Source organism: Bacillus sp. NPDC093026, assembly GCF_044754665.1.
Classification (GTDB): Bacteria; Bacillota; Bacilli; order Bacillales; family Bacillaceae; genus Bacillus; species Bacillus maqinnsis.
Genome location: NZ_JBIVPN010000002.1, coordinates 26,184 through 41,406 on the forward strand (window position 1 = coordinate 26,184; position 15,223 = coordinate 41,406).

The 15,223-nt window shown below is 41.3% G+C and carries 15 protein-coding genes and 4 tRNA genes; 17 read left to right on the forward strand and 2 right to left on the reverse strand.

Annotation, left to right across the window (positions count from 1 at the left end; genetic code table 11):
- Positions 1-21: 21 nt before the first annotated feature.
- From ssbA to wrbA, 5 genes are all read left to right on the forward strand, one after another.
- Positions 22-564: a single-stranded DNA-binding protein SsbA gene (gene ssbA, locus ACIQCE_RS05025; protein ID WP_400493863.1), complete on the forward strand. Its 543-nt coding sequence runs from the start codon at positions 22-24 to the stop codon at positions 562-564.
- 39 nt (positions 565-603) lie between these two features.
- The gene (gene rpsR / locus ACIQCE_RS05030) at positions 604-843 is read left to right on the forward strand and encodes a 30S ribosomal protein S18 (RefSeq protein ID WP_353854123.1); all 240 of its coding nucleotides are present in this window, start codon (positions 604-606) and stop codon (positions 841-843) included.
- A 261-nt stretch (positions 844-1,104) separates the two neighbouring features.
- Positions 1,105-2,055: a ring-cleaving dioxygenase gene (locus tag ACIQCE_RS05035; RefSeq protein WP_400493864.1), complete on the forward strand. Its 951-nt coding sequence runs from the start codon at positions 1,105-1,107 to the stop codon at positions 2,053-2,055.
- Positions 2,052-2,660 carry an alpha/beta hydrolase gene (locus ACIQCE_RS05040; protein WP_400493865.1) on the forward strand — a complete coding sequence of 203 codons (609 nt, stop codon included), beginning with the start codon at positions 2,052-2,054 and terminating at the stop codon, positions 2,658-2,660. The genes ACIQCE_RS05035 and ACIQCE_RS05040 overlap by 4 nt, the downstream gene beginning before the upstream one ends.
- Before the next feature lie 71 nt (positions 2,661-2,731).
- Entirely contained in the window at positions 2,732-3,346 is a 615-nt protein-coding gene (wrbA, locus tag ACIQCE_RS05045) for an NAD(P)H:quinone oxidoreductase (RefSeq protein ID WP_400494458.1), read from the forward strand.
- A gap of 513 nt (positions 3,347-3,859) precedes the next feature.
- Here wrbA and ACIQCE_RS05050 read toward each other — a convergent pair.
- Positions 3,860-4,789: a manganese-dependent inorganic pyrophosphatase gene (locus tag ACIQCE_RS05050; protein WP_400493866.1), complete on the reverse strand. Its 930-nt coding sequence runs from the start codon at positions 4,787-4,789 to the stop codon at positions 3,860-3,862.
- Between the two features lie 337 nt (positions 4,790-5,126).
- Here ACIQCE_RS05050 and ACIQCE_RS05055 point away from each other — a divergent pair, with 337 nt between their 5' ends.
- The 7 genes from ACIQCE_RS05055 to ACIQCE_RS05085 all read left to right on the forward strand — a co-directional run bounded on the left by ACIQCE_RS05055 (position 5,127) and on the right by ACIQCE_RS05085 (position 12,744).
- The gene (locus ACIQCE_RS05055) at positions 5,127-6,026 is read left to right on the forward strand and encodes a YybS family protein (RefSeq protein ID WP_400493867.1); all 900 of its coding nucleotides are present in this window, start codon (positions 5,127-5,129) and stop codon (positions 6,024-6,026) included.
- A 33-nt stretch (positions 6,027-6,059) separates the two neighbouring features.
- The gene (locus ACIQCE_RS05060; RefSeq protein ID WP_353854129.1) at positions 6,060-8,039 is read left to right on the forward strand and encodes a DHH family phosphoesterase; all 1,980 of its coding nucleotides are present in this window, start codon (positions 6,060-6,062) and stop codon (positions 8,037-8,039) included.
- Positions 8,036-8,485 (forward strand): 50S ribosomal protein L9, encoded by a 450-nt coding sequence (rplI, locus tag ACIQCE_RS05065; protein ID WP_353854130.1) that lies wholly within the window; start codon positions 8,036-8,038, stop codon positions 8,483-8,485. Before ACIQCE_RS05060 ends, rplI begins: the two co-directional genes overlap by 4 nt.
- A 353-nt stretch (positions 8,486-8,838) precedes the next feature.
- Positions 8,839-10,203: a replicative DNA helicase gene (dnaB, locus tag ACIQCE_RS05070; protein ID WP_353854131.1), complete on the forward strand. Its 1,365-nt coding sequence runs from the start codon at positions 8,839-8,841 to the stop codon at positions 10,201-10,203.
- A gap of 128 nt (positions 10,204-10,331) precedes the next feature.
- Positions 10,332-10,748, forward strand: coding sequence for a VOC family protein (locus ACIQCE_RS05075; protein ID WP_353854132.1), 417 nt, complete (start codon positions 10,332-10,334; stop codon positions 10,746-10,748).
- Positions 10,749-11,223: 475 nt separating this feature from the next.
- Entirely contained in the window at positions 11,224-12,513 is a 1,290-nt protein-coding gene (locus ACIQCE_RS05080) for an adenylosuccinate synthase (RefSeq protein WP_400493868.1), read from the forward strand.
- A gap of 57 nt (positions 12,514-12,570) precedes the next feature.
- Entirely contained in the window at positions 12,571-12,744 is a 174-nt protein-coding gene (locus ACIQCE_RS05085; protein WP_400493869.1) for a hypothetical protein, read from the forward strand.
- Positions 12,745-12,883: 139 nt separating this feature from the next.
- Here the strand turns inward: ACIQCE_RS05085 and ACIQCE_RS05090 are convergent, their stop codons facing one another.
- The gene (locus tag ACIQCE_RS05090) at positions 12,884-13,408 is read right to left on the reverse strand and encodes a peroxiredoxin family protein (protein ID WP_400493870.1); all 525 of its coding nucleotides are present in this window, start codon (positions 13,406-13,408) and stop codon (positions 12,884-12,886) included.
- Positions 13,409-13,725: 317 nt separating this feature from the next.
- Here ACIQCE_RS05090 and ACIQCE_RS05095 point away from each other — a divergent pair.
- The 5 genes from ACIQCE_RS05095 to yycF all read left to right on the forward strand — a co-directional run bounded on the left by ACIQCE_RS05095 (position 13,726) and on the right by yycF (position 15,216).
- Positions 13,726-13,801: transfer RNA gene (locus ACIQCE_RS05095), tRNA-Lys, on the forward strand.
- 6 nt (positions 13,802-13,807) lie between these two features.
- Positions 13,808-13,879, forward strand: a tRNA-Glu gene (locus tag ACIQCE_RS05100).
- An 82-nt stretch (positions 13,880-13,961) separates the two neighbouring features.
- Positions 13,962-14,038: transfer RNA gene (locus ACIQCE_RS05105), tRNA-Asp, on the forward strand.
- 36 nt (positions 14,039-14,074) lie between these two features.
- A tRNA-Phe gene (locus tag ACIQCE_RS05110) sits at positions 14,075-14,147 on the forward strand.
- Positions 14,148-14,508: 361 nt separating this feature from the next.
- On the forward strand, positions 14,509-15,216 hold the full coding sequence (gene yycF / locus ACIQCE_RS05115) for a response regulator YycF (protein ID WP_353854136.1): 708 nt from the start codon (positions 14,509-14,511) through the stop codon (positions 15,214-15,216).
- Positions 15,217-15,223 lie beyond the last annotated feature (7 nt).

A 15,223-nucleotide genomic window follows, 5' to 3' on the forward strand; every position in this document is an offset into this window, starting at 1 on the left:
ATTTAAAGGTGGTCTTTCAATATGCTAAACCGTGTTGTTTTGGTCGGAAGACTAACAAAAGACCCTGAGCTTCGCTACACGCCTAATGGTGCGGCTGTAACCACGTTTACTCTAGCTGTAAATCGTACCTTTACGAATCAATCTGGAGAGCGTGAAGCCGATTTCATTAACTGTGTTACTTGGAGAAGACAAGCTGAGAACGTGGCTAATTTTCTGAAAAAAGGAAGTCTTGCCGGTGTAGACGGTCGCTTGCAAACAAGAAACTATGAAAATCAGCAAGGACAACGTGTCTTCGTGACAGAGGTTCAAGCTGAAAGTGTTCAATTTCTTGAGCCTAAAAGCGGCGGTGCTGGTTCAGGTGGATACAGCGGCGGTGGCAATAGCGGAGGCCAGTATTATGGCGGTAGCCAAAACGATCAGAGTCCATTTGGAAATGAACCAAATCAAAATCCATATGGCAATCAAAACAACCAAAATCGTAATCAGGGAAATAGCTTTAATGATGACCCATTTGCGAATGATGGTAAACCGATTGACATCTCCGATGATGATTTGCCATTCTAATTGATCTGACAAATGACTAAAGGAAAGGTGTGAAAACAAATGGCAGGTGGACGCAGAGGCGGTCGTGCGAAACGTCGTAAAGTATGTTACTTTACTTCTAACGGCATCACGCACATCGATTACAAAGATGTTGATCTTCTTAGAAAGTTTGTTTCTGAGCGTGGTAAAATTTTACCTCGTCGTGTAACAGGAACAAGCGCTAAGTATCAACGTAAATTGACTTTAGCGATCAAAAGATCACGTCAAATGGCATTACTTCCATACGTTACTGGAGAGTAAGTCCTTGACTTAAAAAGCGAAGAGCCCCCGTGCTCTTCGTTTTTTTATTTCTGACCCTTTCATTCTTTTTGACATGCTTTTTCTATTCTCAAAAAGAATCAACATAAAATCGTTGACAATTATTTAAAAGCATCATATCCTTAATTCGAGATAAATATATTTTTTTGGTTTAATATCTCGAATTCGAGATAATTAAATAGGAGTAATTAAGACAAGATAAAATAGAAGGTTTGTGACTTCATCCTCAGGAGGGCGTTTGAGTTGAAAAAAACAGAAGGAATTCATCATATTACAGCAATTGTTGGTCATCCTCAGGAGAACGTTGATTTTTATGCAGGTGTACTTGGTCTTCGCCTAGTCAAAAAGACAGTTAATTTCGATGATCCGGGTACGTATCATTTGTATTTTGGGAATGAAGGAGGATCTCCAGGCACTATTATTACGTTTTTCCCTTGGCCTGGTGCACAGAGAGGGCAAATTGGAGCAGGTCAAGTTGGGGTCACAACTTATGTCGTACCGACAGGGTCTTTCCCTTTTTGGAAGGAACGTTTAAAGCAGTTTGATATTGCTTATGAAATCAGTGAACGTTTCGGTGAGGCGTTCCTATCATTTGAGGATCCGCATGGATTGCTGATTGAGCTTGTTGAACGTGAGGAAGGAAAGCCAAATGAGTGGATTTTTGGCGGTGTGACTCCTGATGTAGCGATCAAAGGGTTTGGCGGAGCTATTTTATTAACAACACAGCCAGAGCAAACGATGCAGCTACTAGAGGAAACAATGGGGCTTGAACGAGTTGGAGCTGAAGAGGACTATGTGAGATTCCGTTCGTTTGGTGAAATTGGCAATGTGATTGATGTGAAAGTGACACCAGTTGCACGAGGACGTATGGGTATTGGGATTGTCCATCATATCGCATGGAGAGCAACAGATGATCAGGATCAATTAGATTGGCAAAGACATATTGCGCAAAGCGGGTATCAAGTGACGCCTGTGCAAGACCGAAATTACTTCAATGCCATTTATTTTAGAGAGCCTGGCGGCATATTATTTGAGATTGCGACCGATCCTCCAGGGTTTGCACACGACGAATCAGTGGAAACAATGGGTGAAGCTTTGAAACTGCCACCGCAATATGAGGCGCAGCGCAGCCAGATTGAACAAATTGTGCTGCCAATTGAGGTGAGAGAAATCAAAGGGAAAGGAGATTCGTGATGAAGCATCTTTTTCGAAAAGGAAAGAATGAACAAAGACCTGTCCTGTTATTACTGCATGGAACTGGCGGGACGGAACAAGACTTATTGCCGCTTGCAGAGGTGGTAGATCCTGACGCATCTGTTCTTAGTGTAAGAGGAAATGTGTTAGAGAACGGCATGCCTCGTTTTTTCAGGCGTTTGGCAGAGGGTATATTTGATGAACAAGATTTAATTGAGCGTACAAAGGAACTATATACATTCATCGGGGAAGCAGCAGATGAACATGGGTTTGATCGTCACAATGTGGTAGCCATCGGCTATTCCAATGGGGCGAACATTGCTGGGAGCCTGTTATTCCATTATGGGGATGCCTTAAAAGGAGCCATCCTGCATCACCCGATGGTCCCTAGACGCGGGGTTTCATTGCCTTCATTAGCGGGGAAACAAGTCTTTATAGCAGCTGGTGAAAATGACCCAATGTGCCGTCCAGAGGAATCACAGGAACTGGAGCAATTACTGCAAGAGGCGGGAGCTTCGGTTACGCTTCATTGGGAAAATCGTGGACATCAGTTAACGAAAGAAGAAGTCGATGCTGCGGCATTATGGTATCGTCGTCAATTTTAATGAAGGTGGGAATACAGGTGGGATTTTTACAGAAGCTTTTTGGGCAAAACAAACAAAAGGAGATGGAACAAATGGAAAACGTAAAATTAGCGATTATTTATTATAGTTCAACAGGCACAAACTATCAGATGGCGAAATGGGCTGAGGCAGGAGCGAAAGAAGCTGGCGCTGAAGTCAAAGTATTAAAGGTTGCTGAATTGGCACCAGAATCAGTTGTGGCATCAAATCCAGCATGGAAAGCACATTTAGACGAAACAAAAGATGTACCAGAGGTTCAATTAAGTGATTTAGAGTGGGCTGATGCGATCATCTTTAGTATGCCAACACGTTTTGGTAATCTGCCAGCACAGATGAAGCAATTTTTAGATACGACTGGTGGCTTGTGGTTCCAAGGAAAATTAGCGAACAAAGCCGTAAGTGCAATGACATCTGCACAAAATCCAAATGGCGGACAGGAGCAGACCATTCTCAGCCTTTACACGACTATGTTCCACTGGGGAGCAATTATTGCCGCTCCTGGATACACAGATGATTCCCTATACGGAGCAGGGGGTAACCCTTACGGTGTGAGTGTCACTGTGGACCAAAATGGAAAGATTCAAGAGGACGCAGAAGCGGCTGTTCAACATCAGGCGAAACGCACAGTCAATGTGGCAGAATGGATTAAAAAAGGCAAGAATGCTTAATGTACAATACATGTTTTAATTATCTGTTGCGGGATGACCGTGCCGATTCTTATACATTGCCTCTACGTATATCCATCCAATATTTTATATTGTGATACAGACATTGAGCTTCATCATCCAATCGATTCATCAACTATGGTGCGTGTCCAAATTCTATCTTGGGTCGATATAAAGTGACCCAAGCCTGTGTCACAGAAGAAATAATGTATAAAGCAGATGAAAGAGGATTCAAACAAAATCTATTCGAATGGTAAAGAGGAAATAGGTCCATTCAAGAAGAAGATTCAGCCAGAGCAAAACTTCTATATAGCAATTCAAAAGTCAAGTTCGTGATTTCCTTTAGAACATGATGTGGCACCAGACGACATGGGTATTATGTAATTTTCAACAAGTGTTCTCAAGGGTATTCTTGTCAGCAATGAATATATTGACTAAAAAAGACGTTCTGAAAGGGACGTTTTTTTCATGTTTTCGTAAAAAAGACTGCTGATCTATTCAGCAGTCTCGTCATGTTTATGAAGAAAGAGCGTCCGTTAGTGCAGGTACCACTTGTTTCTTTCTGGATACAACACCTTTTAGTAGAGCTGTGTTGTTTTCAAGTGTAACGTTAAATGCTTTTTCTACTTTTGCTGCTTCGGCACCGAGTGCAAGAGCAAGGGAGTCATTTTCTAAAATGTCTGTGATCACTAGAACGAATAGATCAAGACCTTTCGCTGCGATGACTTCATTGATTTTCGCTTCAATGTCAGCCTGTCTTGCTGTCACTTCCGCGATATCAACTGTGTTCACTTGAGCGATTTCCACTTTGCTGTTACCTAGAGAAAATTCTTTTGCATCAAGTGTGATTAATTCTTGAACTGTTTTTTGGCTCAGATCAGCGCCTGCTTTCAGCATGTCTAGGCCATATACTTCTGGGTCCACCCCTGCAATTTTCGCTAATTCATGAGCTGCATCAATGTCCTGTTGCGTGCATGTTGGGGATTTGAATAGCAATGAATCAGAAATAATAGCAGATAGAAGTAAACCAGCGATGTCCTTTTCAATGGTGATTTTGTGCTCTTTGTATATTTTGTTTAGGATTGTTGCCGTACAACCGACTGGTTCAGCACGATAATAAAGTGGTTCACTTGTTTCAAAGTTTGCAATTCGGTGATGGTCAATGACTTCAGTCACTTGTACTTGATCAATATCACTTACACTTTGTTGGAATTCGTTATGATCAACAAGAATGACTTGTTTTGTTTCGTTTGCGGCAGTTTCAATCAAACGAGGAGTTTCTTGTTTAAAGAAATCTAGAGCATATTGTGTTTCTCCATTGATTTCTCCTAGTCTGACAGCTTCTGCTTCAACGCCAATTTTATTTTTTAAGTTAGCGTAAGCAATTGCAGAGCAAATCGTGTCTGTGTCAGGATTTTTGTGTCCGAATACGAGTGTTTTTCCCATGTGAATTCTCCTTCTTACATTTATTGATGATGTTTCTATTCTAACAGCTTTTGACCTTGAATTCAGGGGTTATCGCTAAGAAATCTAAAAAATTGTAACATGCTGTATGGAAAGCTTGTATGTTCAAATCAATCAGTTGTGTTCCACGTGAAACGTTTAAGGTAGCCTGCATTTTACTTGATATTTGACGCTATGGTAAAATAAAGGTTGTGCTCTAGACATGATTGACCATACATAGAACGTATACATAGAATCACAAGTTGAGCAAAATATAGAAAAATGATGGGACAGAGGTGAAGGTGTGAAACAAACAAAAGCGTTGGTAGAAGGCGCCATCATGATCAGTATTTTTTCTGTCATTTCGCTGTTTTATTTGTATGCGCCGCTATTAGCCATTATCTTTTATCTGGCTGCTCCAATACCTATCATTCTCTATACAATCAGGTATGGCTTGAAAAAAGGGGTTGCTGCTGGTGCTATTGGCATAGTGATCAGCTTTTTAATTGGATCGGTTGCTGGGCTTATCAATGCACCAATGTTAGTTGCTGCTGGCGTAGGTATGGGTGTTTTGTACAGAAAGAAGCAGCCTGGAAATGCGATCATTACGGGTGCTTTAATCTATTTAGCAAGCTTTCTCATCTACTTTGTGATTAGTGTTCAGCTCTTTCAGGTGGATGTGCTAGGTATCGTAAAGGAAGCTATTGAGCAAACGGCCCCTATGGTTGAGAGTGTATTAAAGCAATCAGGTGCTTCTGAACAAGAGATAGCGAAACAACTCAAACAACTTAGAGAGTTGCAAAATACAGCAATTGGGGCTTTACCTGTCATGACATTGATTCTCGCTACACTTATGGCTTTAATGAATCACTGGATGGTACAGCCTCTGATGAAACGGTTTGTCAAAGATATCCCGACTCTCAAGAAATTTAAGGATATGCGGCTGCCAAAAAGCATGGTATGGTATTATTTACTCACACTGCTTTTGATGCTGATTCAAACAGAAAAAGGCAGTTTTTTATGGCTTGTTCAAACGAGTGCGTTTCAAATTTTATTTATTTTAGTGTTTATTCAGGGGTTTTCTTTTATCTTCTATTATTGCCACGAAAAAAACATTTCAAAAGTGGTACCCATTTTTGCCATTGTGATAACGATATTATTACCCCCAGTGGGTATGATAGTTCGTATTCTGGGGATTGCCGACATAGGCTTTGATTTGAGAGATAAAGTAAAAAACTAATAATTCACTCTGAATGTTGAGGAGTTGATATCAGTGCCAAGCTTCTATAGAAAACCCGTCATCAAGTATCCGATCTTCGCTTTAGTTGTACTTGCGGTGGTCACAATCCTCCTCAACCTTTATTTTAATTGGATCATAGGAGGGGTCAGTCTTTTATTACTTGCAGGTGTGCTTTACTTCTTAAAGTGGGCGGACAAACAAGTACAAAAAGAGATTGACTCATATATTTCAACATTATCCTATCGAGTTAAAAAGGTTGGAGAAGAAGCATTAATGGAAATGCCCATTGGCATAATGCTTTTTAATGATCAATATTATATTGAATGGACAAATCCATTTCTCGCTTCGTGCTTTCATGAAAGTACACTTGTCGGCAGATCCTTGTACGATACATTTGAATCGATTGTGCCTCTGATTAAACAGGAGGTAGAGACAGAAAATGTGACGCTGAACGACCGGAAATTCAAGGTGATTATTAAGCGAGCAGAGCGTCTTTTATACTTCTTCGATGTAACAGAGCAGGTACAGATTGAAAGGCAATATGAAAATGAACGAACGGTGCTATCTTATATCTTTTTAGACAATTACGACGATGTGACGCAAGGTCTTGATGATCAGGTGCGTAGTACCATTAATAGTGAAGTCACTTCCTTATTAAACAATTGGGCACAACAATACGGCATTTTCCTGAAGCGCATTTCTTCTGAACGTTTTATAGCTGTATTAAATGAGAGCATCTTAGCAGAGCTTGAAGCGTCGAAATTCTCTATATTAGATGAAGTCCGAGAAAAAACAGGGGCACATAGCGCCACGTTAACTCTTAGTATCGGAATTGGTGCGTCTGTTCCTTCCTTAAAAGAACTTGGTGCACTTGCGCAATCGAGTCTTGATCTTGCTCTCGGGCGAGGCGGGGACCAGGTAGCGATTAAACAGCCGAACGGTAAAGTGAAATTCTACGGCGGAAAAACAAATCCAATGGAGAAACGGACACGAGTACGGGCACGGGTCATTTCACATGCATTAAAAGAAATCGTGTCTGAAAGCGGTAATGTGATGATCATGGGGCATAAGTTCCCAGATATGGACTCGATTGGTGCATCTATCGGTATTTTAAAGGTCGCACAGGCCAATGGAAAAGAAGGCTATATCGTCATTGATGCTAACCAGATTGGAGATAGTGTTCAACGCTTAATTAGTGAAATTAAGAATTATGAAGAACTTTGGTCTCGCTTTATTACCCCAGAGGAAGCGATGGAGCTTGCAAAAGATGACACATTGCTTGTGGTGGTCGATACGCATAAGCCGTCACTCGTAATGGAGGAACGACTGCTCAATAAAATTGAACATGTTGTTGTCATTGATCATCATAGACGGGGCGAGGAATTTATCCGTGATCCTTTACTTGTGTATATGGAGCCATATGCTTCATCCACTGCAGAGCTTGTCACAGAGCTATTAGAGTATCAGCCGAAGAAATTACGCATCAACATGATTGAAGCAACTGCACTTCTTGCTGGAATTATTGTTGATACGAAGAGCTTCTCGTTAAGAACAGGTTCTAGGACGTTCGATGCTGCCTCTTACCTGCGTGCAAAAGGAGCAGATCCTGTTCTTGTTCAAAAATTCTTAAAAGAAACAGTCGATCGGTATATTAAACGAGCAAAGCTCATTCAACATACCGAGCTGTATCAAAATCATGTAGCGATCGCTTCATTGCCACCTGACAGCTCTGAGTACTATGATCAAATTACAATTGCTCAGACAGCCGATTCATTGTTATCAATGAATGAGGTCGAAGCATCATTTGCTGTGGCTAGACGAGATGAACGTACAGTTTGCATTAGTGCAAGATCGCTAGGTGATGTAAACGTACAAATTATCATGGAAGCGTTAGAAGGCGGCGGTCATTTGACTAACGCTGCGACCCAAATTTATGATATAACCGTTGAAGAAGCGGTAGAGAAATTGAAAGATGCCATAGATGAATATTTCGAAGGAGGGATTCAAAGATGAAAGTGATCTTTCTAAAAGATGTAAAAGGCAAAGGGAAAAAAGGCGAAGTAAAGAATGTAGCTGACGGATACGCTCACAACTTTCTGATCAAAAAAGGCTACGCCATTGAAGCGAATCCAACGAACCTAAGTGCATTAGAAGGGCAGAAAAACAAAGAGAAAAAAGCTGCCATCCAAGAGCTTGAACAAGCGAAACAATTAAAAGAAACGCTTGAAAAATTAACAGTTGAACTCACTGCAAAATCAGGTGAAGGCGGTCGTCTGTTCGGTTCCATTACAAGCAAACAAATCGCTGATAAATTGCAAAAAGATCATCAAATCAAACTTGACAAACGCAAGATTGAGCTCAACGATGCCATCCGTGCATTAGGATTCACGAATGTGCCTGTTAAGCTTCATCCGGAAGTACAAGCAACATTAAAGGTACACGTCAAAGAACAAGCATAAACAAAAAGGAACCTGTCTCTATCTAATCGGAGACGGGCTCTTTTTTTAAGATAGGTCTGAAATGGAGATATTGCGTTCGGCACGCATGCCAGTTAGGAACGTGAATCATAGATGATGATAGATGGTGTCCAATGATGTGTATGTCAAAGAGAATCCCAATTAAGAGAGGACCAACAGCATTACGCCCACCAGCACAAATACGTCTCATACCTTTTCACTTCTCAAAAAAATACACTGTTCAATGAAATATTGGCATGGTAATTTTGACTATAGTCGATGTTTTTCACTTTTTTATTGATGAAAATGTTAAAATGATGAGTAGCGTATTTTTTTATGAAAGGACGGTGCTTGGCATGACGGAACTTCTCAATGACCGGCTGCCGCCGCAAAATATAGAAGCCGAGCAGGCCGTATTAGGTGCTGTTTTTTTAGAACCATCTGCGCTAACGCTCGCTTCTGAAGTATTAATTCCAGAGGATTTCTATAGAATGTCGCATCAAAAGATTTACAATGCGATGCTTGTACTTAGTGACAGAGGAGAACCTGTTGATCTTGTCACGGTGACTTCAGAACTTGCCAATACAGATTTACTAGAAGAGGTAGGCGGGATTTCGTATTTAACCGATATTGCGAATTCCGTACCAACCGCTGCTAACATTGAATACTATGCAAAAATTGTCGAAGAAAAATCAATTTTGAGACGTCTGATTCGCACGGCAACAAACATCGCACAAGATGGATATACACGTGAGGATGAAGTAGAAGATCTATTGAGTGATGCTGAAAAAACCATAATGGAAGTGGCACAGCGTAAAAACTCAGGTACTTTTCAAAATATTAAGGACGTTCTTGTTCAAACATATGATAATATTGAACAGCTTCATAACCGCAAAGGTGATATCACAGGGATTCCTACGGGTTTCTCTGAGCTCGACCGGATGACAGCTGGGTTCCAGCGAAATGACTTGATTATTGTAGCGGCTCGTCCATCAGTAGGGAAAACAGCATTTGCACTGAACATTGCACAAAATGTTGCCACCAAAACAGACGAAAGCGTTGCGATTTTTAGTTTAGAGATGGGTGCCGAGCAACTCGTCATGCGTATGCTTTGTGCAGAAGGGAATATAAATGCACAGAACCTTAGAACCGGTAACTTGACAGAAGAGGACTGGGGCAAGCTGACAATGGCGATGGGCTCATTATCAAACAGCGGGATTTTTATTGATGATACACCTGGGATTAGGGTGAGTGAGATCCGGTCGAAATGCCGTCGCTTGAAGCAAGAGAATGGTCTTGGCATGATTTTGATTGACTATCTCCAGCTCATTCAAGGGAGCGGACGATCAAGCGATAACCGTCAGCAAGAGGTATCTGAAATCTCTAGGGCATTGAAATCACTTGCAAGGGAACTAGAAGTTCCGGTGATTGCCTTATCACAGCTTTCCCGTGGTGTTGAACAGCGTCAGGACAAACGCCCAATGATGTCCGATATTCGTGAGTCAGGAAGTATTGAGCAAGATGCTGATATCGTGGCATTTCTATATCGTGATGATTACTATGACAAAGAATCAGAGAATAAAAACATTATTGAAATCATTATTGCCAAACAGCGTAACGGTCCAGTTGGTACGGTATCACTGGCGTTCGTCAAAGAATATAACAAATTCGTGAACCTCGAAAGAAGATTTGACGATACGGGTGTTCCGCCCGGTGCTTAAAGCCCAGCTCATGATGCTGGGCTTTTTTGATGAATATACATCGAAAGAATGATTGAAAAACGATCGAAATGAGGAGGAGGGAGAGAAAAAGAGATTGTATACTAAGAGGAGAAAAGGAGTGATGAAATATGAATTTTCAACAGTTCCAAGCTGCTCAATTACGAATTGCACGCCCAACGGTCAACATGCGTGAAGTCGTGTCATTTTATGAAGAAGGCTTAGGTCTGAAAAGAATTGGCTCATTTAATCAGCATGAAGGATATGATGGCGTCATGCTTGGGCTTCCCCACCAGCATGTTCATTTAGAAATCACAAAATATAAAGACGAAGAGACCATTCCTCATCCGCATCCAGAACAGCTTCTTGTTTTCTATATTCCTGACGAGCAAGAATTTGAGAGGGTGAAACAAAGGCTTATCTCTTTCGGGGGACGACAGGTTCCTTCAACTAATCCATACTGGGATCGAGGAGGAGTGACAATTGAAGATCCGGATGGGTATCGCGTGGTGTTGATGAATACAGAAGGGATTACACCAGACTTATAAAAAACTCCCCAGAAGGAAGTTTTTTTGTGATGAACTGGGGATTATTATACGCAACTTTAAGCACATGCTGCTAGGAATATTAAGAGATAAGTTCTCGTGATGCGTATTGTGTTTTTATTACAGTGGATGCTTCTAACCGAGCAAGTGGTGCTCCTATCTAGAAATGGATCCCGCAACCGAATGATATGCGGGTTTTGAGGATGACGAATGTATGTGTATGCTCAAACTTCTTTCATCTCGATTGGCAGATGCAAGAAAGGCAATCAAAATGTCTTCTTTTTTTCTGTTTACTTGAAATGAACTTAATTTGGAGTGAAAGTGTAGGTTAAAGTGCTTTTCCTCATAGTTAAAACGAACAAAATTTTAATTTCAGATATTAATGTTCGGATTTAGCGTTGACTTTTTCATATTGCATTGATAGAATAAATGTGTTTGAAAGAGATAACGTTTTGAAAGGTTAACGGAGGTGCACGATATGTCTTCAGTAGTCGTAGTAGGTACGCAGTGGGGTGACGAAGGGAAAGGGAAAATTACCGATTTCCTTTCAGAGAATGCAGAGGTGATTGCCCGTTATCAAGGGGGAAACAATGCAGGTCACACAATTAAATTTGATGGAGTGACTTACAAGCTACATCTCATTCCGTCCGGTATTTTTTACAAAGAAAAAATATGCGTTATCGGTAATGGAATGGTGGTTGATCCTAAAGCGTTGGTCACTGAGCTTGCGTATCTTCACGAACGGAATGTGAGTACAGAAAACCTCAGAATCAGCAATAGAGCCCATGTCATTTTGCCTTATCATTTAAAATTGGACGAGGTAGAAGAAGAGCGGAAAGGGGCTAACAAGATCGGCACGACGAAAAAGGGAATTGGACCAGCTTATATGGACAAAGCAGCTCGCGTTGGAATTCGCATTGCTGATCTATTAGATCGTGAAGTGTTTGAAGAGAAGCTTTCCCGAAACTTAGAAGAGAAAAATCGTCTTCTAGAGAAAATGTATGACACAGAAGGTTTTAAAATTGAAGATATTTTAGACGAGTATTATGAGTATGGTCAGCAAGTGAAAAAGTATGTCGTTGATACATCAGTTGTACTGAACGATGCACTAGATGAAGGTCGTCGTGTTCTTTTTGAAGGAGCACAAGGCGTCATGCTTGATATCGATCAAGGGACATATCCATTTGTCACGTCATCTAACCCAGTTGCTGGAGGAGTGACGATTGGATCTGGAGTAGGTCCTACGAAAATCCAACATGTTGTCGGCGTTTCAAAAGCTTACACAACACGTGTTGGAGATGGTCCTTTCCCTACAGAACTCCATGATGAAATTGGAGATCAAATCCGTGAAGTCGGACATGAATACGGTACGACAACTGGCCGCCCGCGCCGTGTTGGCTGGTTTGACAGTGTGGTTGTCCGTCACGCTCGCCGAGTAAGCGGTATTACAGATCTTTCACTTAACTCAATCGATGTGCTGACAGGCATTGAAACATTAAAAATCTGTGTGGCTTATAAATTGAACGGTGAAATCACAGAAGAATTCCCAGCAAGTCTAAATGAATTAGCAAAATGTGAGCCTGTCTTTGAAGAAATGCCAGGCTGGTCAGAGGATATTACAGGAGTGAAGAACCTAAGTGAACTGCCTGCAAATGCTCGTCATTATTTAGAGCGCATTTCTCAATTAACAGGTATTCCACTTTCGATTTTCTCAGTCGGACCAGACCGTTCACAAACGAACGTCGTCCGCAGCGTGTACCGTCCATAATCAAATGATATAGACTGATAAGATACCAGTAAAATCTCATATTTTACTGGTATTTTTTTGTTTAAATATTCTTTCATTTCAGTGGAACTGACTTCTTGGCACTACAATGCCCTTGTCTTTGCGGCGAATGAATGGGTTGAGTTCGGTGTGCGCTATGCCTTTTCACCGTTTCTGTCCATCTGCTATATTGCGATCATTGCACCATGGCGTAAGGCTGGTATTATCAAATGAATCGCTAAAAAAAGAGGGATTACACAGGGAATGTTCCGAAAAGGCATGAGTCCGATTCAACACCGAACTCATGCCCTAAAAGCTGTCTAACAAGAACCCGTGTCTAAATTTAGGGGGTCACTTCACTTTGAAAGCTTTTTTATTTGAGATTTTTATATTGACCTTTTAGATTTTGCCGAATGTACTGAATGATTTTGCGCAGTTCGTTGGCATGCGGTCTGCCAAACGGACTCGTCTGTCTCTGTTGATAGAGTACCTGACCTTTTTCATTTAATAAGAAATAGGCTGGTTCACCGTGTATACCGTGATCTTCATATGGCGCATCCTCTCCGTGATAGTATACTTCATATGCTTTTAATGAAGTGAGCTCTTGGTCAGACATGATTGGGAAGGAGAGCCCCTCTTTTTCAGCTAATTCCTTCAGGTGTTCAAGTTGATCCGTTGAAATCGCCATTAAGTGAATATCCTTGTCCTGAAAGTAAGATTGCTGCTTTTCTAACTCTTTTAATTCTTCTACACAGACTGGGCACCATGAACCTCTAAAGAAGATAATAAGATGCCAGCTCTGATGTTCCTCTAAATGCTGATAAAAATCAATGTGTTCGCCCTTCACCGTTGGGAGTGAAAAATTGGGCATTTTATCTCCTAATCGAAATGAACTCATTCTGCTTCCTCCTTTGTCAATATCACTTGTTGTCACATATATATCCAGTTTTGTCACGTGTTAAACGCTTCTATGTGCTTTGAAAAAGGAGGCTGGAAAGAACGCACAGAAGCTATTCATTTTACAGGAGAAATCAAATCAGACACTTTTAAAAAAAATGTCGAAAAACGTATTGCCATATGTAATGACTCTATGATATTATAAATCTCGTTGTTGCAAAGGTCTCTGAAACTTGTTAGCATGCGATTCTAGCTTTTTTTTGAAAGCTATTGGTTTGGCGCAATACAGCTTTTTCAGATTCACTTTTCATAAGCCGAGAGCCATTAGCTCAGTTGGTAGAGCATCTGACTTTTAATCAGAGGGTCGAAGGTTCGAGTCCTTCATGGCTCACCATGTTGTGGCCCGTTGGTCAAGCGGTTAAGACACCGCCCTTTCACGGCGGTAACACGGGTTCGAATCCCGTACGGGTCATTGATTTACTTTAGCGTTAAGCTAATTTTTTCCTCACTTGCTTGAAAGAGCACCACGATTGCTTTTTCGGGCAAGTTACTGAGGTCCGGTAGTTCAGTTGGTTAGAATGCCTGCCTGTCACGCAGGAGGTCGCGGGTTCGAGTCCCGTCCGGACCGCCATTATACATATGAAAATGGTCTCATCATTTTGATGATGGCTCGGTAGCTCAGTTGGTAGAGCAACGGACTGAAAATCCGTGTGTCGGCGGTTCGATTCCGTCCCGAGCCACTTTCAAGCGCATCTGCAATCGCAGGTGCGTTTTTATTATTGAAAAGAAGGCATAAAAAAGGGAGAAGCCGGACCTAGGTAGGGCCCGGCTCCATAAGAAGAAGACGTTACAGTTATATAGACGATTGACGATTGGAAAAGTTTCAATAAAAAAGGAAAAAGACATCAATTTTTTTGAGCATAAGTCTACCATATCCAACGTTATCCAGCGTTTACTAGAAAAGAATGCCGTTATTATTTTTATCTTTTCCTCGTAAAACGTTATAATAGACAGTGAGCCTTTTTTCCTTGGACGAAAAAGGCCTAATGAGACATGCAAAAATGAATGACATAGATGATAAAAATGCAGGAGGAAATCATAATGGAAAAAAAGATTCTTGTCGTAGATGATGAAAAACCGATTGCTGATATATTGGAATTTAACTTAAGAAAAGAGGGTTATGAAGTTCATTGTGCATATGACGGCAATGAAGCACTCGAAATGGTGGAAGAAATCAAGCCTGATATCATTTTGCTCGACATCATGCTTCCAAACAAAGATGGAGTTGAAGTATGCCGTGAAGTGAGAAAGAAGTATGACATGCCGATTATTATGCTCACAGCGAAAGATTCTGAAATTGATAAGGTGATCGGTCTTGAGCTTGGTGCTGATGATTATGTTACGAAGCCGTTCAGCACACGTGAGCTGCTTGCTCGTGTTAAGGCGAATCTAAGAAGACAGATCATTGCTCCTCAGACCGAGGAAGAATCTGAATCAAACGATATTGAGGTTGGATCACTAGTCATCTATCCGGATGCTTATGTCGTGTCTAAGCGAGATGAAACGATTGAATTGACGCACCGTGAATTCGAATTGCTTCATTACTTAGCGAAACATATTGGACAAGTCATGACACGTGAGCACTTATTGCAAACGGTGTGGGGCTATGATTACTTCGGAGATGTTCGTACAGTGGACGTAACGGTTCGCCGCCTTCGTGAGAAAATTGAAGACAACCCTAGTCATCCAAGCTGGATCGTGACAAGACGAGGCGTCGGCTACTATTTAAGAAACCCAGAGCAGGACTAAGATTCAT

Excerpts from the sequence above, each read along its gene's own strand:
- ssbA (WP_400493863.1), top strand. The coding sequence starts at position 22 with ATGCTAAACCGTGTTGTTTTGGTCGGAAGACTAACAAAAGACCCTGAG.
- rpsR (WP_353854123.1), top strand. The coding sequence starts at position 604 with ATGGCAGGTGGACGCAGAGGCGGTCGTGCGAAACGTCGTAAAGTATGT.
- wrbA (WP_400494458.1), top strand. The coding sequence starts at position 2,732 with ATGGAAAACGTAAAATTAGCGATTATTTATTATAGTTCAACAGGCACA.
- ACIQCE_RS05050 (WP_400493866.1), bottom strand. The coding sequence starts at position 4,789 with ATGGGAAAAACACTCGTATTCGGACACAAAAATCCTGACACAGACACG.
- ACIQCE_RS05055 (WP_400493867.1), top strand. The coding sequence starts at position 5,127 with ATGATCAGTATTTTTTCTGTCATTTCGCTGTTTTATTTGTATGCGCCG.
- rplI (WP_353854130.1), top strand. The coding sequence starts at position 8,036 with ATGAAAGTGATCTTTCTAAAAGATGTAAAAGGCAAAGGGAAAAAAGGC.
- dnaB (WP_353854131.1), top strand. The coding sequence starts at position 8,839 with ATGACGGAACTTCTCAATGACCGGCTGCCGCCGCAAAATATAGAAGCC.
- ACIQCE_RS05075 (WP_353854132.1), top strand. The coding sequence starts at position 10,332 with ATGAATTTTCAACAGTTCCAAGCTGCTCAATTACGAATTGCACGCCCA.
- ACIQCE_RS05080 (WP_400493868.1), top strand. The coding sequence starts at position 11,224 with ATGTCTTCAGTAGTCGTAGTAGGTACGCAGTGGGGTGACGAAGGGAAA.
- ACIQCE_RS05090 (WP_400493870.1), bottom strand. The coding sequence starts at position 13,408 with ATGAGTTCATTTCGATTAGGAGATAAAATGCCCAATTTTTCACTCCCA.
- yycF (WP_353854136.1), top strand. The coding sequence starts at position 14,509 with ATGGAAAAAAAGATTCTTGTCGTAGATGATGAAAAACCGATTGCTGAT.